We start from the raw sequence: 24,837 nt of genomic DNA on the forward strand, positions 1-24,837 counted from the left end.
GAAAAATCTTTCGGGGCCGAGAACGTCATGTCGAGCCCCATGACGTGCGATGCGCCCGCCCCCGCCACAAGCGCCTCGCCGGTCAGAGGATGCATGCCGCGAGCCAGACGCTCGACTTGCTCCGTCAGCGCCTCGCCGCGCAGCCCCAGCAGCGGCGCAGCCTCGCCGATCCAAAATGGAGGCGGGGCGGCAAGGTCTCGGTCGCCAGCGACATATTTAGCGAAGTCGCTTCGCTCTCGCGTTGAGGGTGAGCCGAGATAAAACAAATAGTCGCCGCCTCGCGCGCTTCTGGCTTGATTTTTAGCCGAATTGATCTTCGTGATCGAAAGCATCGTTTTTTGCTAATTTCAATAGTAATGCGAACAAACACGAGGTCTTCTCGACCCCGTGTTCTTGGCTTGCAACCGATCCGATCAGTCCATTCGGTCCGCGAGCTCTTCTCCGCGCAGATTCGCGTATCGGTTCAGCATAGCGAGAGAGCCGTGCCCGACGATTCGCATGATTTCGTATGTGGACAGCTTCCGCTTGTGGAGAACCATGCGCGAAATTGCCTCGTGTCGAAGATCATGGAAGCGAAGATTCTGGATTCCAGCCTCCTTGGCGAAACGCGCAAACATTGTCGAAACGGTCTGCGGCTGAGTGAGAAGCCAAAGGACGCGCTTGGAGCTCGACGACCGACGCGCGTTGAGGACTTTCAACTGCCGCAGCGCCCTGCGGGAGAGCGGCACGAATCGCTCGCACTTGCTCTTCGTGTGCGCAGCGGGGATATTCCACACGCGACGCTCCAAGTCGAATTCGTTCCATTCGGCCAGAACCAGCTCTTGCAGCCGCGCTCCTGTTTCGAGGGCGAGACGCACGAGCGCGACATAGTGCGGCCTGGCGTCTGTTTTCAGCAGGCGCAACCGCGAATACAACGCGACTTGCTCTTTGCTCTCGAGCCGTCTGTCTCGCTTGTTTTGCCAGCCGCGCGGCAGTGAGCGTTCTGAGAACGGGAATGACGGATGAGGCAGATCGAGTTGATCCGCGCGAGCCCGGATCGCTTGGCGAATGATCGCCAAATGATGCACGATCGTCTCAAAGCTGAAGGGCCGCCCGCGCATAGAGCGTTTTTCACGCAACCTCCGGATGTATTCTTTGATCCATCGGCGCGTGATGTCTCCGATCGTGGCGGCCCCGACGTTTCTGAGAACGGTGGGGCCGGTGCCCTTGTGACGCCGCGCGGCTTCCGGCGAAGAAAGGAAATCGCCGATGATTTTCGCGAGACTCTCGTTCTCGAACGAGGGCGCGGTCCTTGCCGGCTTCGGCAGAACTGCCACGAGCTGCTTGCGCAACAGCGCTTCGACCTTCACACCGAAGCGCTCGGCGTGCGCTTTTTGTTCGAAGGTTCTGACGATTGTCGGCGCACCTTGCCTGCGAACGGTGCATTGCCAAGTGGAGGGTGCCCCGTTTTTGCGAGGGCGTTCGTTGATGCTTGCCATGCTGGTCTCCTTGCTAGTTGGATTGAGGTCCTGCATCTATAAAGGCCGGCGACATTGCCAATAGGCACGTCCGAAACCTTCACGCTGCAAGGCGGCCGATCAGCGGAAAATGCAGCGCTGCGACCGCCCGCACTCTCTCTCGCAAAGAGCCTCGTTGCGCAAGGGGGCTGCGTGAGCTCATTCCCCCGGTGGCAATAGGTATGAAACCGGGGCCAGAAGATTGATTTCCATAAGGTTGGTGTTTACGGCTATTTTAATCATGTAAATTAGAATTAATTTCTAATTAAGTCTCTATGTAGCAAGAAATAACTCTTTGCTTCTCGCTGCTTTATCGCCGTTTTGCAGCGCGCCGCGGCGATGTTCCCGACGAACGGCAGCGGTTGGAGGCGGTTTTTATGGGCTTGGACCTCCTTTCCCGGGCCTATATCAATTGGAGCATCGACCAACGCGACCCGGGAGATTCAAAGTGGAAGAGCAAAATAACCAGACCGCAGCAGCCATCCCAAGCGCGATCGTCCCGGTGGAAGAGTTGGAGCGCGCTTCGCGCTCCTTGGCAGAAAAATACAAAATTGATTCTGCGTTCGTTCGGGTGGGCGTTTTGTCTCGCATACTTGGCTTGGCCGCGCCGACTATTTATGCGGCGATGAAGGCCGGACGATTTCCGATCCCGCACCGAAAGGTGGGCTCGACGCCCTTGGTGAAACTTGATGACCTCGCGCGATGGTATTGCTCCGAAGATTTGCCGCGAGCGCCGACGCCTCCCATTCCGCAAAGCGAAGCGGACAAGCCAAGCGTTATCGATGAAACCGCAAAAGCAAAGCTCGTCAAACGGGTCCTGCGCGAACTCCAAGGGGAGGATGAGTGAGTCGAGCAAAACCCGCCAGCATGTGGCGGGTTTCTTTATGCCCTCGGCCCGAGCCGTAGGTTCATGAGCGACGAGGACGCTGGCAACCATGCTTGGCCCTGGCGGTTTCGATCGCGACTTGCATCGGACTTTGCGTCGCTGGCTTCACCCGACTGCGAGCTGGCTCTGGCCGCGAGCCCGGCGCAGGGCCGAAAATGCGTTCGATTCGCCTCATGGCGCGCTGGCGGGCTGCCTTGTATTCCGCATGACTGAGCGTGTGCCGTTGCCGTATTTCTTGCGCAGTCAATCCGTGAATGATGCCGTTGAACACCATCTTGCAAGCCAAGTCGCCGGACATCGATGCGCGCTCTTTGTCGACTGCTATCGCCCGTTCTCGGAATCGCTCCGCCATGACGAGCGATTCTTCTTGCGAAGGCGAAACGCTATTGGATTCGCCAATGACCTCCGCGAGATCCTCCAGTGAGCAGTAGCGCTTCCTCCTTGCCTTCATGTCCTGACGACTGTGGCTCGCGATGCTCTTCATGCACATAGCAAGAGCGCTTGGGAACGCGACGGTCAGTCGCCACGCGCGGCGCCCGCTGGCCATGCGGGCGATGGCCTCATTGATTAAATCAAAGATTTCGCTGAACTCGGTGCCCCCAAGAAGGCATCGTCCCGTTTTGTTCAACGCCCCCCAATCGTCTTCCGTCAATGCCGCATACGCTGCGTAGATCTCTTCTAAAGTTGCATTGCCCTGTGCTAGCGGCGCCACTTGTAGCTTTTGTTTTTTTGCCATTGGTTGTCTGCTCTTGTCGTTGATAAAAGCGGACGCGGAGCGAATCTTTGTCCGCCGCCTATTCTTCATACCAATAGGCCGACTAATGCCCTGCGAGACACGCGCAAGCTGGCATTGCTGACAAACGGTCATGCATCCCCCGCTCGTCAGATGGTCAGGAAAATCGATGCGGTGGCCGGCCTTACGGGTTGGAAAGTCCGTCCAAGGCGAACGAGCATGGAAGAGCAGAACGCAGCGAGAACCCCATCAACGAAGCGTGTCGACTGGCGGGGGTGGCTCGCGTCAAGCGCTATTCTTGGCACAGCCACCGGCGTTGCGACGATAGTCGCGTTGTGGCGGCCATTGCCCCTGATGGGCGCGCCGATCGGATCTCTTTCCGACCATGCGGCCGTTCTGGCCGAAAGCGCGGCTCACCTATTTGCCCCTTCGCTCTTTCATGCGGCTTGGCCGACCTACGCAGGCTTCTGGGAGCATCTCGATCCTGCGAGCAAGGCCGCGATCGTTGCCCGCGCATCTGCCGCCGCGCTTGCGGCAGCGGCGCCTGCCGTGTTGTCGGCGCGATCGCGGCTGACGGCCCGAGATGGGCTCATTCGGTTGCGCGGTCCGCAGAGGCTCGAGGGCGGGGACGCGAGTCGCGCGCTGCGCAAGCGTTTCGCCAAACAGGTTCGTCGTCGGCCCGATCACGATCTTGGGCCTGGGATTCCGTTCCCCGCCGACATGTGGACGCGGCACGTTCTGATCGTGGGCGGCGTCGGCGCCGGCAAGACAACATTCATAAAGCCGTTGCTGCGCTCGGTCTCTGCGGCAAACGAGCAGATGTTGGTTTTTGATCCGAAGGGCGAGTTCACGGCGGAGCTCGGCGACGCGGACATTTTGGCGCCATGGGACTCAAGAAGCCTCGTGTGGGACATCGCCGCCGACATGAAGAACACGCAACTGATGAGGCGATTCGCAGCGGCTTTCGTCGCGGACAGCGCGGACCCAATGTGGGCCAATGCCGCGCGGCAACTGCTCTGCGGCTTGTTGCTCTGCCTGCGCAAGACAAAGGGCATCGAGTGGGGCTGGCGCGATCTCGCGGACCTTGTCGCTCTGCCGCAGCCCGATCTATTGGCGATCATGCGCGCGCACCATCCAGAAGCCGTGCGTGTCGTCGAGCGCGCGTCAGTCACGACCCAAGGCGTCTTGATCAATCTCTCGGCCTTTTGCTCGCCAATCCTCGACCTTGCCGACGCGTGGGGAGACGCGCCCCGCGAGCGCCGCATTGGTTTTCGGCGCTGGATTAAGGGCCGGTCAAGCCGCCGCCAGATCGTCTTGCAAGGACATGGGGCATACGAGGATTTAACCCAGAAATACGTCGCGGCGATCATAGGCCTGATTTCGGCGACCGTGAGCAGCGTGGAAATGACCGACGACCCAGATCGAAAAATCTGGATCGTGGCCGACGAGTTGCCGGAGATGAGCAAGGTCCCCATTCGGCAGTTGTTTTCAGTCGGCCGCTCTCGCGGCGTTCGATGCGTTGTCGCTTGCCAAGATTTTGCGCAACTTGAACAAATTCACGGCGAGCAGACTGTTCGAGCGCTGACGTCGATGTGCGGAACGTTGATCGTTGGCCAAATGTCGCCTGGCGACACGTCCGAAAAAATCTGCAAAACGATTGGCTCCCGAGAGCATGAGCGCATGAACGTTTCCACGTCGATGTCCGCCAGCGGCGAGTCGCGCGGTCTGTCCTTTTCGCGTGAGACCGTCCCGCTTTATTCCCCCACCGAACTGGCGTCGCGGCTCGGGCCGACAAAAGACGGCAAGGGCGTGACGCTTCTCGTGTTCACTGGCGGCGACGCGCATGAACTTTTCTACCCGTTCGCGGTTTCGAAGAAGGTCCGCGAAGCTCATGTGCCGGCCCGATGGACGCTCGGGCCCTCAATGGTCGACCCCACCTGCGCAAGTCCGCAGGGCGACGCGGCCGTTGCGCGAGGAGGCGACGCTCTTGGCGGCGCAAGCATCGAGGAGGCAGCGTCGAGCGATGTCGAGATTCCGCCGCCATCCGACGCTAGCTACATGCAAGAACTCGAAAGGCTCGCTGGCGAGGCGCTTTAACCGCTGCACAACGCCGCCGCGCAGCGGCGGCAACAACCACGTTTATCAACCATGCCTGAGGAGGATTATGAACAACATTGAACAAACGGAAGAAGCGAAAGAGGAACCATTTCGGCAAGCGCCAACCAGTGGAGGTGAACGGTCGTCGCTCTCGGCTGGCCATTCGCGACACGGCTTGGGCGGCGCAAGTCGCGCTTCGCGCATCCCTCCCGATGACCGCACCGATGAGGAGAAGGAAGAGGACGAGCGCGCCGAAGAGCAGTATTGGCAAGACCGGTTGGAAGAAGGATACGATGCAGCGCGCGACTGCGTTCCACGCGACAAAGGTTGCCTTCGGCCGGATTGGGTCGTGAAACTATGGCGAGCGTTGCGCTGAACAGGCGCCGCAAAGCGACCGCATGCGCGGCCAAGCGCGGGCTTGCAAGAACGCCCTGATCGCGGAAAACGCGACCGCGAATATTTCGATGTGGCGGCGCGTGGTGAGAAAGAAAGCCGGGCCGCGAAAGCGGCCCGGAAAACGGGCATGGAGCCTGCGTGAGAGACAACTTTGTCAACTTTGACAGCGTGGCAAACGTCGCGCCTGCATTTTCTATACTTTTAGCAAATGCCAGAGTCTGCCGAAAAGAATGAACCTCGCCACGAGAGCGTTGAGCACGAATTGCAAGACGAAGCCGTGCGTCATGCCTGCGGAAGTTGGGCCTTCCATCAGCGCGGGCAAGAAAAATCCGAACATGCAAATGACCGAGCCCGCGACGAGCCACATCATGTCGACGGCGCGCTGCGCGCTCAGTGTGAGGATGCGCGCCGCAAGCAAAAGAAAAAACATCATGCCGGCAAGCATGTTGAGCAAAGGGACGGTCATCAATATGGAGAACGACAGCACGCCGAAAAACATGCCGGCGCCGATCCCGCGCTTCACTTGCTCTTGCTCGCTGACGAGCTTCGAGTTTTCCATTTTTTGCCTCTGAAAAAGAGCCGGCGGCGGTTGAACGCTCGTCGGCGAAAGTAAATCTCTATCGCTTATTGCGGCTTGCTGAACTCGACTAGCTCGACGTGGGTGCTTGTCGGCGCAAAATTGCTTTGTTGGTCGGAGAAATCGGACTTGATGATCCGGCCCACGGAGGGGGCATACCAATCAGTTTCGCGAGTGCGGCCGTCCCTCTGCCGAATGTCGCTCGCGCTCCAAGACACCCGCTGCTCGATGCGAAAAGCGTCGAACGCCCCGGCGGCTGTCTCAATGCGTTCAACGCCCACGACGGTGGTGTGCCGTTCGCCGACCGCCGTCCAACTGCCTGATCGATAGACATATGACGAACTCCACGAGTCCCCGACTCTCAGCGGAAAACGCAGCTTGCCGTCGCTTGGCTCGTAGGTTGCCGCGCCAATCTTGATCAGGTTTGCGTCGCCGCCAAGGATCGTCGCTCCACTGTTCAGGATGGCGCGATTTCCCTCGACGCTCGTCACGCGCTGCTTGAAGGTCGAATTCTTGGTGGGCTCGAGATCGTTTTTGTATTGAAAAGTCCAAGTTTCGCCGGTTTCATAGACCGGAGCATCAGCCTGCGAAAGCGGTGCCGGCTGTGCAACGGGGGCTGGCAAGCTTGCAGGCAAAGCGGCCGAAGCCGCGATGGCGGCGGAGGCGGCAACAGACAGAAGATCCATGGATAAGCAGTCCAAATTGGTTGTCGGAGACGCTCTTGATCAACAACGGGTTGCGCATTGAGCGCGAACCCGCTTTCGGCGTCAGCCCTTTCCTGCGTCGCTCGCCAACCAACCGTCGGAGCCCTTGAGCATTCGCACTCGGCCGGCCGTTCCGTTGGATTCGACGTCGCACAGATATGCTTTGTCGCCGTCGCTCTTGCAGCCGACTAGCTTGATATTCGCGACTGCTTGTTTCTGCTGATCCATCTGGCTGTCGAGAAACGAACTCTTGCCCAACAGCTGCTCGGTTTGCGCGCGGCCGGCGTCAACTTGTTTCTCAAGCGCGGCGCGCACATCGCCCTCGCTCGGAGAGCCGCTGCACGCGGAGAGCAAAACAGCAGCGCACAGCGCGGCTGCGATGGCAGCGCTTTGAATCGGCTTTTTCATGCGGCCTCCGTCAATTCAAAATGGTCGGAATGGTTGAGCGACCTGGGACAATCTGTTTGTTGGCCGCGGTCGATGGCGCGCCCGTCGTGAACGACCAGCTCACCGAGAACGGCGTTGCTGTCGGGATGCTTGTGTTCGTCAGCGCGCCGGTCACCGTGACCTTGTAGGTCGCGTTGTTTGCCAGCGGGGAGATCGGCACGCAGATCGCCAGCCGGGTTGCCTCGCTGTTGTTCGTGTTGTCCGTTTCGATACACGGCACCGCATTGCCCGACGGATCGCTGATCATGAAGTTGATGTTCGAGAACGCGCCGTTTCCTGATGCGCTCAGCGTCACCGGGTAGCCGACCGTGGTGCCTTCCAGCGAGCCGCTGTTATACGCTGCCACCGGGTTCGGCGACTCGTTGGCGACCCACGACGGCTTGACGTTCGTCTGGCCGTTGTAGGGATAAGCCACGAGGATGTTGTCCGGCGTGTTCTGCACGTAGTCCGTGAAGTCGCCGACCAGCGTCGAGAACTTGGACGGATCCGAGTTCGTCGGGCCTTGGCCGAAACCGACGTTCGTCGTGTCAAAGAGGAAGATCGCGCGGTGGAACGGAGCGTCGAACAGCGAGTCAACGGCTTGCGTCGACGAAGTGAAGGCGCCGCCGATGCCAGCGGCGATTTCTCCTACCGAATTTGTTGTATAGCCAGCAGCCGCGACGCGATCTGAGGGGGCGTAGCCGGTGTAGCCCGGCAGCCCCGTCGTTTCGTAGTGGCCGACGTAGTTATTGTCAAACATATAGAGCGCGTGGTTCGCGGCTGCCGTGGCGATATCGGCGATTGGCTGGCCTGACGGACCCGTTGCCGACTGGTTGAATGCCTTGAGGCCCAGTTGAAGGCGCATGCTGTTTGCGAAGGCAACGGAGTCGCCAATGACATCGCCCGTTGGCGTGAACGCTCCCGCTGATGCGCCGGCTGGTGTCAACAGTGCGATCGTCGGAGCGGAAGTCGTTGATCCGCCCGTGCCGGCCGAACTGCTCGTCGGATTCGACGACGATGAACCACCACCCCCGCACGCGGCAAGCGCCCCCGCGGCCAAAACAGCGCCGAAAATTGTCTTGTTCATATCGTTCTCGATGGCTTCGAGCGTCAAGGCTGAGCCGAGCGCCCGGATTTTAAATGAAAAATGACTTATTGCGTCGTGATCGTAACTCTAGAAGTCGTTTTCTGGCGCGTCGGAACCCAGAAAATGACGTTTGGCGTCGTTTTTAGGCGACGCGAGGAGACGTTATGGCCGTGGATCCTGACGCGCAGGAGTTGGCGAAGAAAGTTGGCGCTGAAATTGCGCGTTGGCGTAAAGCGACGGGCCACACGCAGGCGCGCGTGGCGGACGCTCTCGGAATGGAAAAGGAAACGGTGTCCAGAATCGAGACAGGGGTCATCGCGCCGACGCTTCACCGCCTCGCCCAATTTTCGGAATTTTTCGGATGCCCGATCACGGCGTTGTTCGGCGACTATCGCGGCAAGGCGGTCGAGGATGCCGCTGAACTTGCTGAAATCTTGGCCGGCCTTAGCGATGAAGAGCGCAGGCTGATAATCCGAGGAGCGTCGGACACTGCGCGCATATTGCGGGAGCGCACGGCCATGATCGAGCGTTTGGCTCGGCGTTTGGAGGAGGTGGGCGGTGGCCAGAGAGAAAGCGCCGCCGGCCGCAGTCGAGGGCTCCGCGACGAGTTGGACGCCATCTTGCCGAAAGAACGGCGTTTGCCTTCCAAAAAGCTGCCGTAAAAGGTCTTCCGCCTGGCGATCAGGCGCTGGATTCGAGTGCCGTCGGGCCCGCGGCGCCCGCGCGCAATCGGAATAACTTGGTTTTTGGATTGATTTCAAAACAGCCCCCGAGCGCCTTTGCGCTTGTCTTGGACCGAATCGTTTCGGTCAATTTGCCGGTCGCATCATCCCGCACGGCAAAGGCGGCCGCCGCTCAATTTGTCCGGATTTTCTTGTCGTTTTGTCCGAGCGAGCTTTTTTGCGGCTTGGCTCAATTGAAAAGAAAGGGTTCGAGATTAAGATTCGTCTAAACATTGACGAGTCCGGGGAATGCCGCAACCTTTGAAATTCAACAGCGCTTTGCTGAGACCGCGAGACGCGGAGGAAATCTGGCGCTCGGCCCTCAGCCCCATGTATGAGATCAAACGATCAGATGGGGTTTTGGACGCCAAGATAACAACTTGGGATTTGGGCGCAGCAATGCTGCTGACCAGCCATCAAGCGCGCGACGAAGTGCAATTTCAGCGGACAAGGCGGCGCATCGCGGTCTCGGGAGTCGACCACTATTTGATTCATTGTTTGCTCGATGGCGAGCTCGTCTCCGAATTCGCGGCTGGGCAGCAGCGGGTTCCGTTGCGCTCGGTCGCGGTTCGAGACATGGCGGTCGAAAACACCGGATTCGCTCGCGACGCCCCGATGCTCACTCTCAGCGTGCCGCGACTCGCGCTCGACAAACGAATGCCGGAGGGGGCGAGGTTGCATGGCGCGTCGTTCGCCGAAGGCGACCCGATCGGCGCGCTGGTCGCATCCCACATTTGCGCATTGGCCAGCACGTTGACGGCCATGACCGTGGACGAGTCGAGGGTTGCGGCCGAGGCGACGCTTTCTTTGTTGGCGGCGTGCTTGCTGCCGAAGGCGGAGCCCGACGCTTCGAGAAGCGACCCAAGGCTCGCGCCCATGCTGCGCGCGCATGCCGTCGCTCTGATCGAGAGGCGGCTTGGCGACGCCGAACTTGGCCCGGAGCTTCTTTGCTCTGCCCTCAAAGCGTCGCGCACGGTTCTGTATGGCCTGTTCGCTGAATATGGCGGCGTCGCCCGCTACATTCGATCGCGTCGGCTGGACGAAGCGATGCGGCGCCTTGCGGACCCGCGCCATGCCCGCCACAGGATCGGGGAAATCGCGTTTTCCGTCGGCTTTTCAAGCGAGCCGACATTCAACAGGGCTTTTCGGGAGCGTTTCGGCTGTTCTCCCAGCGAGGCGCGAGCCGAAGCGGAGCCAAGCGGGTCGATCCGGCCGGCTGCAAGCGAGAAGGAGGAATCGGGGAGCGCGCTTGCGGCAAAATACGAAGCGGCAGTCAGAAATTTGCGCGGGTAGCAACTCGACGAGGGGCGCGCTGAATCGATCGTTTTGAATTGGCGCTCCGCTGAGCGATTCGCAAATTCGGCCGGTGCTTTCGCGTGCGACAATTCGGTCAAGGCCGCGTGGCCGTAACAACATGACTGAGCAATGCCTGCTTCAAAGAAACGTCCGTCGAAGACTCAAGCCAAAGGCGGTTTGACAAAGACCGCTCCTGTATCTTCCACTGGACACCGCCAGCGCCGACCGAATATCCATCAAATTTCATGCGGCGTTAGAGGTGGCCCGGCGAGGTTCCGCAGACGTCGTTACCGCGCGCTCTTTGGCGCACGCGATATTGCTCGTCGATTTGATCGCCGACACCGAGCCCGGCAATGTCAGCCGCGAAACACTGGGCCTTGCCAAGGCCGGATTGGCGGCGCTTATCAAGAAAGGGCACGAGTCGGAAGATTGGTCGTTTCCCGAAGACTTGTTGTCCATCATCACCGACCTAGTCAACGAGCACGACAGGCAGCTTCGGGAATGCAGGATGAGCGCGATTGTCGCCGCGACCGAGCATCTGGAACGACGGCTTGCGAGAGCTGGCTGCATGGAAGAAGTGTTGCAAGCGCGGCGAAACTCGGAGAAGAAGTAAGGCCGATCCCGATGTCGGCTTGCTTTTTGGCCGAAATCCGGCAGTCAATCGAAGCTGGGGCACATCAATAAAGCAATCGGCCCAAGGCGTCGACGATGCGTCCGGCGACTCCCGGGCCGTGCGCGTTTAATCGACGAGGCGCACGGAACGCCGACGTCAAATGCGCGTTTTCTGGAATTTAGGCGGACCGCCAGTGGTCAGGTTTCCCTTTGCTCGTCACACGCACGTGCGCGATTAGTGGTTTGTGGCCCAATGACTTGGCCGCGTCGATGGCCTCCTTCTGAGTCTTGTAATTTTGCTGCGTGACGCGGCGGTCGTCAGCGTATTCCAATGCATATCCATCAATGGGACCGTGGTGGCCTTTCGGCAGTGGTTCGACATATACATTCGGCATGATTGCCCTCGGATGTTTAATTGTTTTTGAAGAGGATTTCCCCTTCGAGGTGCATATTCGCGCCGGGTCGGAAAAAACGCAACGAAATCTAGGGGGCGGTCATATTGTCCAATTTTGCAAGGCGGTCCCCGTTGCGCGGCTGACTGCGGAACGCCCGCTCGCACGAGCAGAGCGGCCGCGGTTAGCGTTTGCTTGTTCAAGCGGGTTGGATTTATGACGTGAAATCAGTTGACGGTTTGCCCGATTTGCACAAAAATCCGGTTGACGTTCATCCCATTATGCACATTCACGTTACGGCGGCTCAATGTCCCTGCCCTTTCCCGAAGAGTTTCATCCGGCTCTCAGCGCCGATCGCTTGTCCGTCGTCGCTTCTATCTTGATCGCCGAGCATTTTTCGACCGCGACTGCGCTTCAAAGCGAATACGACGATGGCTATACCCGGGGCTGCACCCGCTTTGGCCGCCAGCGCAACCGCCTTAAATCGGTGGCGTTGTCAGGCGAATACGACTGGCTCGAATTGCGGCACGGCGGGAATGACTTGGTCTTCACGATCGGCGGAATTCCGTGCCGATTCGCCGCTGATGATCCTTCGAATCCGACCAAGCCAGCCGTGCTGGATGCCACGCCATTTCAGCAAGACTTTTTTGGGTCGGTCGAAAACGGTGTCCCATGCAAATTTTGTTTTGTGCTTGACGGCGGTTATGCCGAGGCGGACGATCCGCGCGTCGTGTTCTTGGGAGAAGACTCGTCGCGCGTCGTGAAGTGCAAATGGGTGTCTGACAGCGCGCGCGTCCTGCACGCGGTCGCCGCGGAAACGCCGGCGCCCAAGGAAATGGGCAAGCCGCCTGTCGCTCCGAAACGCCGCGACGCAGACGACGAAAGCGCGGCCGTCGCGTCATGATGTTTATTGGGTCCAACCTGCGCACGGCGCGTCTTTTCCACGGGTTGTCCTTGCAGGAGCTTGGCGAGCGCATTGGCCGCTCGAAGCAGTTTCTCAGTCGGATCGAGGCGGGCGTCGACGCGCCGACGACCGCGCTCGTCGACGCAGTTTGCGCCGAATTGAATGTCTTGCCCGCATTTTTCGTAGAGCCCGACCCGATGCCCATAGCGGATGAGCAATGTCACTTTCGCAAGCAACTGACGACGAAAGTGGCATTGCGCCAAGTTGCGCGCGCGCGGGGCGAGTTGTTGAAGCGCATGGTGAATGCGCTGGAAGAGCATCTGGATTTGCCTCAATACGACTTCAACGAGGGCGACGCGTCTTCGGCGGAGGCGATCGAAAAAGCGGCTGAGCTCGCCCGTGAGCATTGGGAGCTTGGACTTGGCCCAATCCAAAACATGACTCGTGTGGCGGAAAACGCCGGGGCGGTGGTGGTGCCGCTCGGCGGAATGGCGCCGGAAATCGACGCGATCTCGTTTGCCACGCGCAGGCCGGTGATTGGCGTCAATCCGGAAGGGCGGTCGGCATGCCGAACGCGTTTTGGCATCGCGCACGAAGTGGGGCATTTCTGCCTGCACATTGGCGTCCAAACCGGAGACAAGATGACGGAGTCCCAGGCGAATCGCTTCGCCAGCGCATTCTTGATGCCCCGTCGCTATTTCGCGTCTGAATGTCGCGCTGCGCTGCGAGGCAGCCGTCTCAATTGGACCGCCCTGTCAGAGATTAAAAAAAGCTGGGGCGTGTCCAAGGCGGCGGCGCTTTATCGTGGGAGGCAGTTGGGGGTATTCAGCGATGAGCAATATCGGAGCGGCGTCATAGGGCTGACCCGGCACGGAGAGGCGCGAGTCGAGGCCGAAGACGCTCAGATGCGACCGGAACTGCCGGAGCTTGTGGCTGACAGCGTCGAGCTGTTGCGGGTGTCGTTCGGAATCTCTCATGCTGACCTTGCGATTCAGATGCGAGTGCAGCCGGCGTTGTTGGACGAACTTCTTTCAAGCTTGACTCCGGAGACGAGGTTGTCCGCTCCTAACGTCCTGTGCTTTCGAAAGGCCGGTTCGGAAAACTGATTCGGAGCGGGCAGCCGACAAGCGATGCTAACGGTCGGCGCACATTCATGATCTTTTAGGCGCCCCACTGCATACGGAGAGAGTCATTTCTGCCCTCCGTCAGCGGCTCCTCATTGAAGCGCCACCTCGATCCGCTTCCGATCTTAAGCGATAACATGTCGGTTATCGCAGCATTGGCCATGCGCGGGCCGATCGAACTCCAGCCGAAGCGACTCACGAATGTCGCTTGAGTCTCCGATACCTTAGATGGACGCAAGAGCCGGCGGAGGGTGGACAACCGCGCTCTCCCGTCGGTGCTACCAGCGAATTTATCCCTTGCTAAGCTCTCAACGAGTAAAATTCGGTGCTTTGCGTCATCCGCCCAGCGTGGCGTGCGGGCTGTTCCCGCTCAACCCTTTGAGAGCACGATCAATGGTTTCACATGAATATTCTTCTTTTGCGGACGCTAGGGCAAAGTTCGACGCCGATCATAAATCGAGGCGGGAAACCGAATGCATCGTATCCATTGATGGGAAGTTCACGAAAAAGGCACGCATTCGCAACGACCTCGGACAGCCGATAGAAGAGTATTTTAAGTGGCAGTTCATTAACGCCATGATTTACAGCGGGCTCTACGCGAAGGACTACATTGGAGCCGAGATCCGCTTCCCGAAAGGTAGCGCCGCGTCGATTCCATTGAAAGTCGACGCGGCTGTTTTCGACAGCGAAGAATGGATTGAGCACTACAATTCCTACTGGAAAACTAGGGAAGGAAGACATCTCGAATGGTTGAATGATCATCTGTTGGCCGTCGTTGAATTCAAGAAGAACGATAAGGACATTGACAAGGTGTTCATCGGCCAAATCAAGCCGGCAATGAGAGAAAAGGAGCCGGCTGGATCGAATGTGCTGGGGATCTATTATGACTTCGCCCGCATGTATATTTTTCAGCGGCGAAACGGTCGATATATTCGATACGATGAGTCCAAGAACCAGAAGGGCGAGGCGAGCGCGGTGGGCGATCTCTCACTCCATCTGCCTGATCCTTATGCCTATCTTCCGTCGTTCGACGAATTGCGCGAGACGGTGAATCGGCCGGCTGAGTTCGATCGGTCCAATCGATCCCTCGCTCAGCTTGGCTTGGTTACCTCTATTGCATCTGCGCAAATTCAAATTGCCTTTTCTGAGGTTCTCCGAGCTCTGGATCGAGGAGGTCTTGTCAATCAGCGCGGATACTCAATCTTGATTCAAACCTTCGCGCTAAAGATCTTTGACGAAAAGCGCAACGCCCACATGGACGACCGCGCGCTAGACTTCTACGTCACCCGGGAGGAGGCCAACTTTGCGAAGCTGTCGGAGAAGCCGATTCAGGAATTTATTCGCCGAATTAAGGATCTACGCGATGAGGCATCCCACGACTATCGCAAGATCCTAAAGCATGAAGAAATCAACTGGAAGGACGCCAATCATGTAAGAGCCGTCGTGGCCATTTGCGAGGCATTCCAAGATTACTCGTTTGTTAAGTCGGCAAAAAGCGACTTGTACCAACTCGTTTTTTATAATTTTGCAAACTCATTCAAGCGAGATGATGCGGCGCAGTTTCTCACGCCTATTCCTGTGATTGACTTCATAGTCAAGCTCGTGAATCCGCGAAGCGCGGAAAAGGTCGTCGATCCGTGTTGTGGGATCGGCGACTTTCTGTCGCTCGCTTTTGTCCACTCGCGAGAGAAGGAGCAAAAGTGGGGGCTCGATGACGCTAACATTTACGGCGTCGATCTTGACGCGAACATGATCAGCTTGGCGACGCTGAACATGCTTCTGAATGGGGACGGCGAAGCCAAGCTCTTCGAGAAATCGGACAAGGGCTCAATCCTTTCGAAGATTGCCCTTCCGGGAGAGGGGAATGGAGCTGCCGATCTCGTCGAGCTGGATCCGGAAATTCATAAGGGCGGAAATTGGGACGAGTGGCAGGATGGCACGAAGCTCGTCAAGTTCGACGTTGTGTTGACCAATCCGCCATTCGGAGATGACCGAGCATATCGGCCGAAGACTGAGTTCGACAGGCGAGTGATCGAGCTCTATGAAACGTGGGGGATGGCCCGAGAGCGAAAGGGAGTGCCGGAGGATGATTCGGCGAAACCAAAGAAAGGATCGTCGGCGAAAGGCGACGCGCTCGATTTGGGCGTGGTGTTTCTCGAAAACGCCTATCGCGTTTTGAAGGATAACGGCCGGCTCGGCATCGTTCTATCCAATTCAATAGCGTCTATCAACAAATACGCCGCAGTTCGCCGCTGGCTTATGAGCAAGATGCGGATCGTGGCCCTTTTTGATCTTCCGTCGAATGTTTTTGCGGAAACGGGCGTGAACACTAGCATTATCATTGCCTACAAGCCGAAAAAAGCGGCCCTCAAAGCGCTGAACGAAACCGGGTATAGCGTTTTCGTTAGAGATGTTAAACAGGTCGGATACGAACGGAGAACCAGCAAACGCAACGTGTTTTTTAACCCCGTCTACAAGATCGACGAGGAGTCATTCAACGTCATGGTGAACCGCGATGGCAGCCCAATTCTCGACGAAGACTTTACGACAATCGTGGACGATTTTCAGGAGTGGGCTCTGGGACAGGAGGACACGCTCAGGAAGCTATTCTTGAACGACGGGGCGCGGGTTTCACAGATGAGGAGCAAGGGATGAGCACCGACTTGTTGGTGGTTCCCAAGTCCGTTCGTTCTGAACGCATGACCAGCAACGAATGGTCATTTTCGGCCGGAATGTATCAGACGGTTGAAATTCCGAATGCGCGCTTCGAGACGGTCAAGGACCTTATTGAGGGATACCAAGTCGGAGAGGACCCCGGCTCTGTGGCATACATGCGCTCTTCGCCCGCCCATCTAATTCGGACGAAGGCGTTGCAGGACCACACCTGCTTGCTTTCTCCGAAGGGCGGATCATTCGTCCCGATCAATCCGCGCGCATTGCCTAGCGTCGCGCTCAGGAAGGGCGATATCCTGATGGCGAAAGACTCCAACGTTGGCGAGTGCGCCATGGTTACGGAGGACCTACCAAACCATTCGATAAGCGGCGGGATAGTTCGGATCGACCCCCGACCCGGCGTTGATCGGCATTACCTCTTCGCATTTCTCAAGCACCCGATCCTAAAAACGCAGCTTTTGAGCATGGTGCCGCGCGGCGCGACAATCCCGCATGCGAAAACTCTGTGGCTCAAGTGCAAAATACCTTTCCCTTCGCAGACCAACTCCTCTGCCGTAGTGCAATACGTTAGCGCCCTGAGTGAGGCTATCGTGGCAAAGGAAGTTGCGATCCGAGAGCGCAACGATCAAATTTCGATGGTGATTGATACTGAGCTGGCAAGGGGGCAAAAGCCGACACCGTTCGTCTACATGAACCCATCGCTGGACGACATTCGAGGGCTTGGCCGATTGGACGCCGCAATCTATAGCCGGGACTACAAGGAAAGGGTTTGGCCTGTCCTTAACTATTCGAAGGGGTATGAGACACCGAGTGCTGCTGGATTTTCCGTTACCCCAGGTCCGAGCTTGGAAATTAAACTTCTAGGCACACGAATTGATTCGGATGTTCCCAAGTCTGGATTCTACGAGCTGTTGATTCCTGCAAACATCTCCGAATGGGGCACGATGTCGAGAATCAGTTGGCTCGGGACCAAAAAGAAGTTGGCCCTTTTGAGGAAAGGGGACGTGCTCATCGGTGAGGCAGGGTTTCAAAAGGGGCGATCCATTGTCCTGATCGAAGTGTCGGATTTTGCGACGACCAACGCTCATGGTCTTTATGTGCGCCGTGAGGACGCGGATATCGTCGAGTCCATTTTCTTTCGTTGCATATTCAATTGGTATCGACTGCAGGGCTTAATCGATTTGATGGCTGTCGGAGGCAGTGGCGGCCATTTTTCGCCTGAATATTTTGACGCGGTGCAGATTCCCAAATTCCCGCGTGCACTCCGAGAGAAAATCGCCAGCTTTTATCATTCTCCTGCCGGGGAATTTCCAAGGCACTTGGACGCGAAGCATTTGGTGAATGCGCACGCGATTCGGAACGAATCGCTTGGAATTTGGGAGTTGGATGCCGATCTGAGTGAGCTGCGGGCGATTCTTTCCGATGTTCAGCAACGAATCATCCGTGGCGAGTTCGTTGCGCTGCCGGGCTCGAAATAGGTCAATGGTTCAACGGGAGGGTTCGCGGCTCGATTTCCGCAGTGAGTTTTAATTCAGACATGCTGTTTGCCCGCAAGAGTGGCCGCCGAGGCGGCCAATTTCTCAAAGGCTGAGCGGCGCGCGATGCGTTAGTCAGTCGGCGACCCGCTTGGAGTTTGACAGGAAGCGAGTTTGGGAAAGCGGGGACTCGTAATAGTCCTCATCCAGAAAACGCAGCAGGCGGCGCAGCTCCGTCTTGTTTGCGGGCAGTTTGATTCGTCCGTCGTCGCCAACCGCAATCACGACGTTGAATGATTGCGCGGACGCCACGATTTGCGCGGTCGTGTAGTTGTCGAGTATTCCGGACTGGCTGATCAGCGAGATCTTTTTTCGAATGAGCGGACCCGCCGCAGCGAGAAAATTTGGCAAATCATCGACGCTTAGCTTTTGGTGGGTGGCAAAGGTGGCCACCTCGTCGTTGGTTGCTTCCCGGTAATACTCCGTGAGGTCGAAAATGCGACGCAGGAAGTGAAAACTTTGAAACCTCAATGAGCCGCCTTCGAGGACCGCCAGCAATCGAGTGTCTAGCGTCAGGCCTTCGTCGCTCATCTTGTGAAACGTGTTCCCCGAAAAAAACATCGCCAGCCCTTTGTTGGCGATCAGGCGTCGGCGCTCGAAGTTCTGAATCAGCACGCAGTCGGCGTCATTTCTGCGCACGGAGACAAACAACGCCTTGACCGATTCCAGCGAGTGAGTCGCCGGGTCGAACATGTCAATGCCAAATGGGTTTGCGGCCGCGTCAGCCAAACCATCGACATCCTCGAATTCCTCAATCACCAACAGCTCGCCTTCGTCTGGAACGTAGCGGCCGTCAAACGGGATGGTTTCGACAATGTCGGTTTCGAACGCTTGCAGTTGCGCGTTGAAGACTTCCTCGATTTGATTTTGAAGGTCCGCCGTCAAAGGAAAGCGTACGATCCGCGCGGCAGGATGCCTCGTCAATGCGAATAGGTTCATGGCCCCTCTCAGTATTATTTCTTGTGAGCCTCCAATATCCCATATTCGCTGAGTTGGACAACATTTTCGACAGACAATATGTTGCTTATTTTTCGACGCGTGATCATCAGGTAGGTGATCCCCCCTTTGGTGTCCACTTCATAGAAGTGAAACCCCATGACGCCCAAGACCGGATTCACTTGCAGCGTGTGAGTGCCCCACAGCACGAACAACAGCATGCCGCCAGCAAATAGCCAGCCGCCAAAATCCGGCGCCGATTGCCCGCGCAAAACCAGCGGAAGCGCATAGGCGACGAAAAATCCAATGACCTCCTTGTCGGCGCTTCTTGCTTTGAGGATCACGACGGGGAGCGTTTCAAGCGTTGAGCTCGCGCGGGCTATGATCCAGCGCGCCGCCGCGCCGAGCAGCAGGCAGCAGGAAAATGCGAGGGCGGCCCAAACGTATTTCTTGTCTCTGGCGAACAGATACGCCAGCGAAATCGAAAGCGGGGCAATCGCCGTGAGCGCGAGCAGTATTCGGACGAGTCTGCTTAACATGATGGCGAGCGGTTCCGACAGGGGCTGAAAAGCGGATGCCGGGCGACCAGCCTTATTGGTCGCGGGTCTCCCGGCGCATGCGTTGCGCGTGCATTCTTGCCCATCCGCCGCGCCTCGCGGCGATTATGGCACCCTTTCATTCCCGCCTGCCTCAGCGGTGATTGCGCCTCGCCTGCGTTCAAAAACGAAGCGGCAGTTCGATGTCCAACAGGTCGATTGTCTGTTTGAGCTCGGCGAGCGTCTTGTCGTGTTGGTAATTCGTGAAATGCGGGCTGCTGAAATCGACCTTGGCTTGATCGTAGTGACCGACCAACGCCATAAGCATTGCGGGGTGGACGTTTCGGGCGCTCATTCTGGCGATGAACGTGTGCCGGAAGCTGTGGAAAACCTTCCTGTCGTCTGTTATGCCGATCTCGCCAAGATAGTCGCCGAAGCGCCTGGTGACATTCTTTCCATGGCCATTCTTGCCCGGTTTAAGTTCTGGAAACAGTTGCGTCGCGCCGCTGCCTTTCGTCTTGTCGACGTAAGCCAGAAATCCAGATTCGACAACCGTCCGATGCAGGGGGATGCGGCGCAGAGAGTTCGAGTTCTTGGCTTTGACGAGTTCGAAGAACCAAACGTCGCCGTCCTTTTGGATTTGCGACAAAGCGAGGCTCGCCAGTTCTTCAAGCCGCGCGCCAGAATACAACGCGAGAAACGGCAGCCAGCGATATCCCGGCTTGTCCATGCGAACGGTGTAGGTGTCCGGGGAGAAGATGGTTTTAAGGTCGTCCCCAGTGAACGGCTTGTATGAGCGCTTCTGTTGTTCAAGTTTTGACTTTGAAGACACCTTGGCGTTTTCAAAAGGATTCGGCCCAAAGTGCTGTCCGTTGGCGATCGCGTAGGCGAACAAGTCGCGTAGATACGAGAGCTTTGAATTGATCCGGCTCGCGCTTCCCCCCACTTCAATCAGCCGATTCTTGTAGGCAACGGCGTCGTCGAGCGCGTATTGGTCCATGGGCCGCGCGCCCGTCTTGGCGACAAAGTCATCGAACGCGCCTTGCTTGGCGGTGATCGTCCTGGGCGTGTTGTCGAGCGCCTTCTCTTTCGCGTAGAGCTTCACAACGTCGCAAAATGGCTTTCCGCGTTTTTTCGGCGCCGTTGCGGCCTGCTGCGCGGCAATCGCGGCCATGACACTGGGCGCGAGGATTGGAAAATCGAGAGAGGAAGGGGTAGGGATCGCGGCGGTCAAGCGGTCGCCGACAAGGGCCTTGGCGAGCCGAACGTCTTCATCGTTCTTTATGTCTCGAAGCTGAGTCCCGTCCGGAAGCACGAGGTCGAGCTTTTTCAGCGCGTCAGGGTCGACACTGAAATCCGTGGCTTTCGGGCTTCCCATCGTCGCGATTTCCAAGTTGAAAGCGAGCGCGTAGATTTTAGCCTGGGCGAAGTTTTTGGTGCGCAGCGACTTCTTTGCTTCTCGTCCATTGAGGATGAGGCGGAGATAGTAGACGCCAAAGCGATTGCGATACAGGTGCGGCAGTTTGTGCATGAGATATGGCTCACAAACTGGCTCACCGCGCCAAAAACGAAAAAGCCCGCACTCGTTGGAGTGCGGGCCTTCGCGTTGAATCTGGTGGCGAATCAGGGATTCGAACCCCGGACCTGCGGATTATGATTCCGTCGCTCTAACCGGCTGAGCTAATTCGCCTAAAGAAGAAGCGAGATTATGAAGATGGCGGCGATGCCTGTCAACCCCCGCCGCCAAACAATTTCTCCCTCAAGGCCGCCTCCCCTGAGGCGGCTTCAGTGCGTCAATCCTTCGCGTAGATATCCGAATCCTTCGTTTCCTTGACGAACAGCATGCCGATCACGAAGGTGATGAGCGCAACCACGATCGGATACCACAGACCCGAATAGATGTTGCCCTTCGCCGCGACAATCGCAAACGCGGTGGCAGGCAGGAAGCCGCCGAACCAGCCATTGCCAATGTGATAAGGCAGCGACATCGACGTGTAGCGGATCCGCGTCGGGAACATCTCCACCAGCATCGCCGCAATCGGCCCGTACACCATCGTCACGTAAATCATCATGATGGTCAGGATGACCACGCTCATCGGCCAGTTGATCTGCGACGGGTCGGCCTTGGCCGGGTAGCCGGCGGCTTTCAGCGTTGACCCAAGCGTCTCGTCGAACGCGTTGCCCTGTGCCTTGGCGTCTGCTGCCTTGCCGTCAAACGTATTGACCACCGAGTCGCCAACCTTGATCTGCGCAATCGTGCCCGCCGGCGCCGCTACGTTGTCGTAGTTCAAGCCCGCCTTCGACAGCGCGCTCTTGGCGATATCGCAGGAACTGGTGAATTTGGAGGTACCCACCGGGTTGAACTGGAACGAGCACTCGTCCGGGTTGGCAATCACGACAATCGGCGAGCGTTGCGTGGCGGCTTCGAGAGCCGGGTTCGTGAAGTGCGTCAGCGCCTTGAAGAGCGGGAAGTAGGTCAATGCCGCGATCAGCAGGCCGGCCATAATGATCGGCTTGCGGCCAATCCGGTCGGAAAGCGAGCCGAAAAACAGGAAGAAAGGCGTGCCGATCAGCAGAGCGATCGCGATCAGGATATTGGCGGAACTGCCCGACACCTTCAACGTCTGCGTCAGGAAGAACAGCGTATAAAACTGCCCGGTGTACCAGACGACAGCTTGGCCAGCGGTCAACCCGACGAGCGCGATAATCACGACCTTCAGGTTTTTCCACTGCGCGAACGCTTCGGTCAGCGGCGCCTTGGAGGTTTTGCCTTCTGCCTTGATGCGCTCGAACACCGGCGATTCATGCAGTTGCAAGCGGATCCACACTGACACGGCAAGCAGGATGATCGACGCAATGAACGGCACGCGCCATCCCCAGGTGCCGAACGCATCCTCGCCGATCGACGTGCGCACGCCGAGGATCACCAGCAGCGACAGGAACAGGCCCAAGGTTGCCGTCGTCTGGATCCACGCGGTATAGAAGCCGCGCCGGCCAGCCGGGGCGTGTTCCGCCACGTAGGTCGCCGCGCCGCCATACTCGCCACCCAGCGCGAGACCTTGCAGAAGCCGCATTGCGATGAAAATCACCGGCGATGCCATGCCGATCGCCGCATATCCAGGCAAAAAGCCCACGAGAAAAGTCGAAAGACCCATGATCACGATCGTGATCAGGAAGGTGTACTTGCGTCCGACCATGTCACCCAGCCGACCGAACACGATCGCGCCGAACGGGCGCACGGCGAAGCCCGCTGCAAAGCTGAGGAGGGTGAAGATGAACCCGGCCGTGGGATTGACGCCGGAGAAGAAGCTCTTGCTGATGAAGATCGCGAGGGAGCCGGCCAGATAAAAGTCGTACCACTCGAAAACAGTGCCTAGCGACGATGCGAAGATCACGCGCTTCTCTTCGTGCGTCATCGGCACGTGCGAGATTTGCCCGCCTACGGTAGCCATATGTCGTCTCCAATATTGATATGTACACGCGGTCCGCCGGGAAGGCGTTCCCGTGAATTGGATTATTGGAGCGAAAACTTACGGCCTACTGACGTGGCGTCTTGTAAATGGTGGCTTATGGATTATTGCAATATTGCAGGTATATATCGTCAATTCACCGCTATGTTTCGCCAAACCGGTGCCAACGTCAGGATTGTGATGGCCTTGACTGGCGTCCGATCCTGCCCCGTTAGGGTAAGTCCCGTGCCGCTTAGCCTGCCCGCAAGCTGACACGCACAAGGGTGCCGGCCAGCCGCGGCGAGCTTTGATAGATGTTGTCGTCGATGCTCAGGGCGCCGCCATGCATCGTGGCAATCTCACGGACGATTGCCAGCCCAAGGCCGCTGCCGTCGCCTTCGCGTCCAAGAATCCGGTAGAACCGCTCGACCACGCGCTCCCGTTCCGCTACCGGAATACCGAGCCCGGTGTCTTCCACTTCGAGATGCACCTGCTGATTTGCCGGGTCCGACCGCACACGCACGGTAATGCGCCCGCCAACCGGTGTGTACCGAATGGCGTTGTCGATCAGATTCGACAGCATTTCCCGCAACATGACGGGATTTCCGTCTATTTCGACGGCTTCGTCCGGCCCTTCGTAGCCCAGATCCATCTGCTTGGCGAGCGCCGCCTGCACCCAGTCGCGCACCGCGCTTCGAGCCACGTCGGTGATTTCAACGGGTGCGAAAATCTGGCCCGAGAGCCGGTTTTCAGCACGCGCCAGCGCCAGCAGTTGGGTAACGAGTCGCGCCGCGTGCTCGGAACTCGTCGCAATCTGCTCGAGCGAGCGGTGCACTTCCTCGGATACGTCCTGCCGCAACGCCAGCTCGGCCTGGGTGCGCAAACCGGCGAGCGGAGTCTTCATCTGATGAGCGGCATCGGCGATAAAGCGCTTTTGCAGCTCCATGTTCTGTTCAAGGCGCGTTAGCAGGTCGTTAAACGACGTTACCAAGGGTTCGATCTCCGGTGGCGCGCGACGCGCTTCAAGCGGCGAAAGGTCGTCAGGGCGCCGCGCGCGAATATGCGCCTGCAGCGCATGCAGCGGCGCGAGTCCGCGTGACAGGCCGAACCAGACCAGCACGATCGCGAGCGGCAAGATCACGAACTGCGGCAGGATCACGCCTTTGATGATGTCGTTGGCGAGCTGGCTGCGCTTGTCCAGCGTCTCACCCACCTGGACTAGCACGGGCAGCGCGCCGGGCGCCTGGGGAAATTCGACGGTCGTATAGGCGACACGGATATCGTTGCCGCGCAGCACGTCGTCGCGAAACTCAACGAGCCCCAGCGGCGGCCGATCCTCTTCGTGCGGCAGCGGCATGTCGCGGTCACCGCCCACCAGTTCGCCGCGCGTCCCGAGCACCTGGTAGAACACCTTGTCGACGTTGTCCGCGCTGAGGAAATCGCGCGTCGCGTCGGGCAGTGAGAGCTCCGCGACGCCGTTTACCGGATGGATCTGGCGAGCCAGTACGTAGGCGTCGGTTTCGAGGGCGCGGTCAAACGGCCCGTTGGCGATGGATTTGGCCACCAGATACGTGACCGCAATGCTCATCGGCCATAACAGCAGAAGGGGCGCGAGCATCCAGTCGAGAATTTCGCCGAACAGCGAGCGTGGACGGGCCTCAGCAGCCGCTTCGGTTTCGTCGGGCGGGGCGAACGGGTTGGCGTAGCGGGCGTCGCGTGCCTCGTCGAGGTCCGCCGCTTGCGCCGTGGCGCGCTCAGCGCGTGCGGACATGGGCAGCCTCTATTTGATGTGGTGACTCGCGGGCATCGCGGCGGCGGGTGCGGGTGCGGGCGAGGACGAGGGCGAGGGCGAGGGCGTGGTGGTGGGCTCTTGCGGGACTGCGACTGTGTTGCCGGGAACCGCCGCGGCAGCAGACGACGGAGTCGCCGCTTTTTCGAGGCAATAACCAAGACCGCGGACCGTAAGAATCCGCACGCCGCTCGGCTCGATTTTCTTGCGTAGCCGGTGCACATAGACTTCGATCGCGTTATTGCTGACTTCTTCGCCCCATTCGCAGAGGTGATCCACCAGTTGCTCCTTCGACACCAGCCGGCCAATCCGCTGCAGCAATACCTCCAGCAGGCCCAGTTCGCGCGCCGAGAGTTCAATCACCTGCTCGTTGATATAGGCGATCCGCCCGACCTGATCGAACGACAACGAGCCATGCCGCACGACCGTCGGGCCGCCGCCCGCGCCGCGCCGGGTGAGGGCGCGCA

At 58.4% G+C, this 24,837-nt stretch carries 24 protein-coding genes and 1 tRNA gene; 11 read left to right on the forward strand and 14 right to left on the reverse strand.

Annotated features, from left to right (window positions below; translation table 11 throughout):
- Together WCA85_RS11055 and WCA85_RS11060 are read right to left on the reverse strand one after the other, a co-directional pair.
- On the reverse strand, window positions 1-332 hold a 332-nt coding region (locus WCA85_RS11055; protein WP_424063776.1), incomplete at its 3' end, for a relaxase domain-containing protein.
- A gap of 81 nt (window positions 333-413) precedes the next feature.
- Window positions 414-1,478, reverse strand: a complete 1,065-nt coding sequence (locus WCA85_RS11060) for a tyrosine-type recombinase/integrase (RefSeq protein ID WP_424063778.1) — start codon at window positions 1,476-1,478, stop codon at window positions 414-416.
- A 466-nt stretch (window positions 1,479-1,944) separates the two neighbouring features.
- Here WCA85_RS11060 and WCA85_RS11065 point away from each other — a divergent pair, with 466 nt between their 5' ends.
- A complete protein-coding gene (locus WCA85_RS11065) occupies window positions 1,945-2,343 on the forward strand; it encodes a helix-turn-helix transcriptional regulator (RefSeq protein ID WP_424063780.1) in 399 nt (132 codons plus the stop codon).
- 61 nt (window positions 2,344-2,404) lie between these two features.
- On the opposite strand, the gene WCA85_RS11070 is transcribed toward WCA85_RS11065, so the two are convergent.
- Window positions 2,405-3,118: a hypothetical protein gene (locus tag WCA85_RS11070; RefSeq protein ID WP_424063782.1), complete on the reverse strand. Its 714-nt coding sequence runs from the start codon at window positions 3,116-3,118 to the stop codon at window positions 2,405-2,407.
- Between the two features lie 351 nt (window positions 3,119-3,469).
- Between WCA85_RS11070 and WCA85_RS11075 the strand changes: the two genes are divergently transcribed.
- Window positions 3,470-5,212, forward strand: coding sequence for a type IV secretion system DNA-binding domain-containing protein (locus tag WCA85_RS11075; RefSeq protein ID WP_424063813.1), 1,743 nt, complete (start codon window positions 3,470-3,472; stop codon window positions 5,210-5,212).
- A gap of 67 nt (window positions 5,213-5,279) precedes the next feature.
- Window positions 5,280-5,588, forward strand: coding sequence for a hypothetical protein (locus WCA85_RS11080; RefSeq protein WP_424063784.1), 309 nt, complete (start codon window positions 5,280-5,282; stop codon window positions 5,586-5,588).
- Window positions 5,589-5,801: 213 nt separating this feature from the next.
- On the opposite strand, the gene WCA85_RS11085 is transcribed toward WCA85_RS11080, so the two are convergent.
- The 4 genes from WCA85_RS11085 to WCA85_RS11100 all read right to left on the reverse strand — a co-directional run bounded on the left by WCA85_RS11085 (window position 5,802) and on the right by WCA85_RS11100 (window position 8,180).
- Window positions 5,802-6,131, reverse strand: a complete 330-nt coding sequence (locus WCA85_RS11085) for a hypothetical protein (protein ID WP_424063785.1) — start codon at window positions 6,129-6,131, stop codon at window positions 5,802-5,804.
- A gap of 101 nt (window positions 6,132-6,232) precedes the next feature.
- Window positions 6,233-6,871: a hypothetical protein gene (locus WCA85_RS11090; protein WP_424063787.1), complete on the reverse strand. Its 639-nt coding sequence runs from the start codon at window positions 6,869-6,871 to the stop codon at window positions 6,233-6,235.
- An 81-nt stretch (window positions 6,872-6,952) separates the two neighbouring features.
- Window positions 6,953-7,297, reverse strand: a complete 345-nt coding sequence (locus WCA85_RS11095) for a hypothetical protein (protein WP_424063789.1) — start codon at window positions 7,295-7,297, stop codon at window positions 6,953-6,955.
- A 10-nt stretch (window positions 7,298-7,307) separates the two neighbouring features.
- Window positions 7,308-8,180, reverse strand: coding sequence for a CAP domain-containing protein (locus WCA85_RS11100; protein WP_424063791.1), 873 nt, complete (start codon window positions 8,178-8,180; stop codon window positions 7,308-7,310).
- Between the two features lie 28 nt (window positions 8,181-8,208).
- On the opposite strand from WCA85_RS11100, the gene WCA85_RS11105 reads away from it, so the two are divergent.
- The 8 genes from WCA85_RS11105 to WCA85_RS11140 all read left to right on the forward strand — a co-directional run bounded on the left by WCA85_RS11105 (window position 8,209) and on the right by WCA85_RS11140 (window position 17,603).
- Window positions 8,209-8,466, forward strand: a complete 258-nt coding sequence (locus tag WCA85_RS11105) for a hypothetical protein (protein WP_424063792.1) — start codon at window positions 8,209-8,211, stop codon at window positions 8,464-8,466.
- Between the two features lie 100 nt (window positions 8,467-8,566).
- A complete protein-coding gene (locus tag WCA85_RS11110; RefSeq protein WP_424063793.1) occupies window positions 8,567-9,064 on the forward strand; it encodes a helix-turn-helix domain-containing protein in 498 nt (165 codons plus the stop codon).
- A 309-nt stretch (window positions 9,065-9,373) separates the two neighbouring features.
- Window positions 9,374-10,417 (forward strand): AraC family transcriptional regulator, encoded by a 1,044-nt coding sequence (locus WCA85_RS11115; protein WP_424063795.1) that lies wholly within the window; start codon window positions 9,374-9,376, stop codon window positions 10,415-10,417.
- A 319-nt stretch (window positions 10,418-10,736) separates the two neighbouring features.
- The gene (locus tag WCA85_RS11120) at window positions 10,737-11,033 is read left to right on the forward strand and encodes a hypothetical protein (protein ID WP_424063797.1); all 297 of its coding nucleotides are present in this window, start codon (window positions 10,737-10,739) and stop codon (window positions 11,031-11,033) included.
- 698 nt (window positions 11,034-11,731) lie between these two features.
- Window positions 11,732-12,328 carry a hypothetical protein gene (locus tag WCA85_RS11125; protein ID WP_424063799.1) on the forward strand — a complete coding sequence of 199 codons (597 nt, stop codon included), beginning with the start codon at window positions 11,732-11,734 and terminating at the stop codon, window positions 12,326-12,328.
- Window positions 12,328-13,434 (forward strand): helix-turn-helix domain-containing protein, encoded by a 1,107-nt coding sequence (locus WCA85_RS11130; protein ID WP_424063815.1) that lies wholly within the window; start codon window positions 12,328-12,330, stop codon window positions 13,432-13,434. The genes WCA85_RS11125 and WCA85_RS11130 overlap by 1 nt, the downstream gene beginning before the upstream one ends.
- 411 nt (window positions 13,435-13,845) lie before the next feature.
- Complete coding sequence (locus WCA85_RS11135) at window positions 13,846-16,107, forward strand: HsdM family class I SAM-dependent methyltransferase (protein WP_424063801.1); 2,262 nt, start codon at window positions 13,846-13,848, stop codon at window positions 16,105-16,107.
- Window positions 16,104-17,603 (forward strand): hypothetical protein, encoded by a 1,500-nt coding sequence (locus WCA85_RS11140; protein ID WP_424063802.1) that lies wholly within the window; start codon window positions 16,104-16,106, stop codon window positions 17,601-17,603. The genes WCA85_RS11135 and WCA85_RS11140 overlap by 4 nt, the downstream gene beginning before the upstream one ends.
- Window positions 17,604-17,735: 132 nt before the next feature.
- On the opposite strand, the gene WCA85_RS11145 is transcribed toward WCA85_RS11140, so the two are convergent.
- The 7 genes from WCA85_RS11145 to WCA85_RS11175 all read right to left on the reverse strand — a co-directional run.
- Complete coding sequence (locus WCA85_RS11145; RefSeq protein ID WP_424063804.1) at window positions 17,736-18,599, reverse strand: Kiwa anti-phage protein KwaB-like domain-containing protein; 864 nt, start codon at window positions 18,597-18,599, stop codon at window positions 17,736-17,738.
- A gap of 14 nt (window positions 18,600-18,613) precedes the next feature.
- Window positions 18,614-19,135, reverse strand: coding sequence for a hypothetical protein (locus WCA85_RS11150; protein WP_424063805.1), 522 nt, complete (start codon window positions 19,133-19,135; stop codon window positions 18,614-18,616).
- 178 nt (window positions 19,136-19,313) lie between these two features.
- Complete coding sequence (locus WCA85_RS11155; RefSeq protein WP_424063807.1) at window positions 19,314-20,663, reverse strand: tyrosine-type recombinase/integrase; 1,350 nt, start codon at window positions 20,661-20,663, stop codon at window positions 19,314-19,316.
- A gap of 82 nt (window positions 20,664-20,745) precedes the next feature.
- Window positions 20,746-20,822, reverse strand: a tRNA-Met gene (locus tag WCA85_RS11160).
- 103 nt (window positions 20,823-20,925) lie between these two features.
- Complete coding sequence (locus WCA85_RS11165; RefSeq protein WP_424063809.1) at window positions 20,926-22,584, reverse strand: MFS transporter; 1,659 nt, start codon at window positions 22,582-22,584, stop codon at window positions 20,926-20,928.
- Between the two features lie 250 nt (window positions 22,585-22,834).
- Window positions 22,835-24,352, reverse strand: coding sequence for a sensor histidine kinase N-terminal domain-containing protein (locus tag WCA85_RS11170; protein ID WP_424063810.1), 1,518 nt, complete (start codon window positions 24,350-24,352; stop codon window positions 22,835-22,837).
- 9 nt (window positions 24,353-24,361) lie between these two features.
- A partial coding sequence (locus WCA85_RS11175) for a winged helix-turn-helix domain-containing protein (protein WP_424063812.1) occupies window positions 24,362-24,837 on the reverse strand: 476 nt, incomplete at its 5' end.

Source organism: Paraburkholderia sp., from assembly GCF_049581445.1.
Taxonomy (GTDB): Bacteria; Pseudomonadota; Gammaproteobacteria; order Burkholderiales; family Burkholderiaceae; genus Paraburkholderia.

What these genes read in the sequence shown, in the direction of transcription:
- WCA85_RS11060 (WP_424063778.1), bottom strand. Translation starts at nt 1,478, where the DNA reads ATGGCAAGCATCAACGAACGCCCTCGCAAAAACGGGGCACCCTCCACT.
- WCA85_RS11070 (WP_424063782.1), bottom strand. Translation starts at nt 3,118, where the DNA reads ATGGCAAAAAAACAAAAGCTACAAGTGGCGCCGCTAGCACAGGGCAAT.
- WCA85_RS11075 (WP_424063813.1), top strand. Translation starts at nt 3,470, where the DNA reads ATGGGCGCGCCGATCGGATCTCTTTCCGACCATGCGGCCGTTCTGGCC.
- WCA85_RS11080 (WP_424063784.1), top strand. Translation starts at nt 5,280, where the DNA reads ATGAACAACATTGAACAAACGGAAGAAGCGAAAGAGGAACCATTTCGG.
- WCA85_RS11090 (WP_424063787.1), bottom strand. Translation starts at nt 6,871, where the DNA reads ATGGATCTTCTGTCTGTTGCCGCCTCCGCCGCCATCGCGGCTTCGGCC.
- WCA85_RS11095 (WP_424063789.1), bottom strand. Translation starts at nt 7,297, where the DNA reads ATGAAAAAGCCGATTCAAAGCGCTGCCATCGCAGCCGCGCTGTGCGCT.
- WCA85_RS11100 (WP_424063791.1), bottom strand. Translation starts at nt 8,180, where the DNA reads ATGCGCCTTCAACTGGGCCTCAAGGCATTCAACCAGTCGGCAACGGGT.
- WCA85_RS11105 (WP_424063792.1), top strand. Translation starts at nt 8,209, where the DNA reads ATGACATCGCCCGTTGGCGTGAACGCTCCCGCTGATGCGCCGGCTGGT.
- WCA85_RS11110 (WP_424063793.1), top strand. Translation starts at nt 8,567, where the DNA reads ATGGCCGTGGATCCTGACGCGCAGGAGTTGGCGAAGAAAGTTGGCGCT.
- WCA85_RS11115 (WP_424063795.1), top strand. Translation starts at nt 9,374, where the DNA reads ATGCCGCAACCTTTGAAATTCAACAGCGCTTTGCTGAGACCGCGAGAC.
- WCA85_RS11125 (WP_424063799.1), top strand. Translation starts at nt 11,732, where the DNA reads ATGTCCCTGCCCTTTCCCGAAGAGTTTCATCCGGCTCTCAGCGCCGAT.
- WCA85_RS11130 (WP_424063815.1), top strand. Translation starts at nt 12,328, where the DNA reads ATGTTTATTGGGTCCAACCTGCGCACGGCGCGTCTTTTCCACGGGTTG.
- WCA85_RS11135 (WP_424063801.1), top strand. Translation starts at nt 13,846, where the DNA reads ATGGTTTCACATGAATATTCTTCTTTTGCGGACGCTAGGGCAAAGTTC.
- WCA85_RS11140 (WP_424063802.1), top strand. Translation starts at nt 16,104, where the DNA reads ATGAGCACCGACTTGTTGGTGGTTCCCAAGTCCGTTCGTTCTGAACGC.
- WCA85_RS11145 (WP_424063804.1), bottom strand. Translation starts at nt 18,599, where the DNA reads ATGAACCTATTCGCATTGACGAGGCATCCTGCCGCGCGGATCGTACGC.
- WCA85_RS11150 (WP_424063805.1), bottom strand. Translation starts at nt 19,135, where the DNA reads ATGTTAAGCAGACTCGTCCGAATACTGCTCGCGCTCACGGCGATTGCC.
- WCA85_RS11155 (WP_424063807.1), bottom strand. Translation starts at nt 20,663, where the DNA reads ATGCACAAACTGCCGCACCTGTATCGCAATCGCTTTGGCGTCTACTAT.
- WCA85_RS11165 (WP_424063809.1), bottom strand. Translation starts at nt 22,584, where the DNA reads ATGGCTACCGTAGGCGGGCAAATCTCGCACGTGCCGATGACGCACGAA.
- WCA85_RS11170 (WP_424063810.1), bottom strand. Translation starts at nt 24,352, where the DNA reads ATGTCCGCACGCGCTGAGCGCGCCACGGCGCAAGCGGCGGACCTCGAC.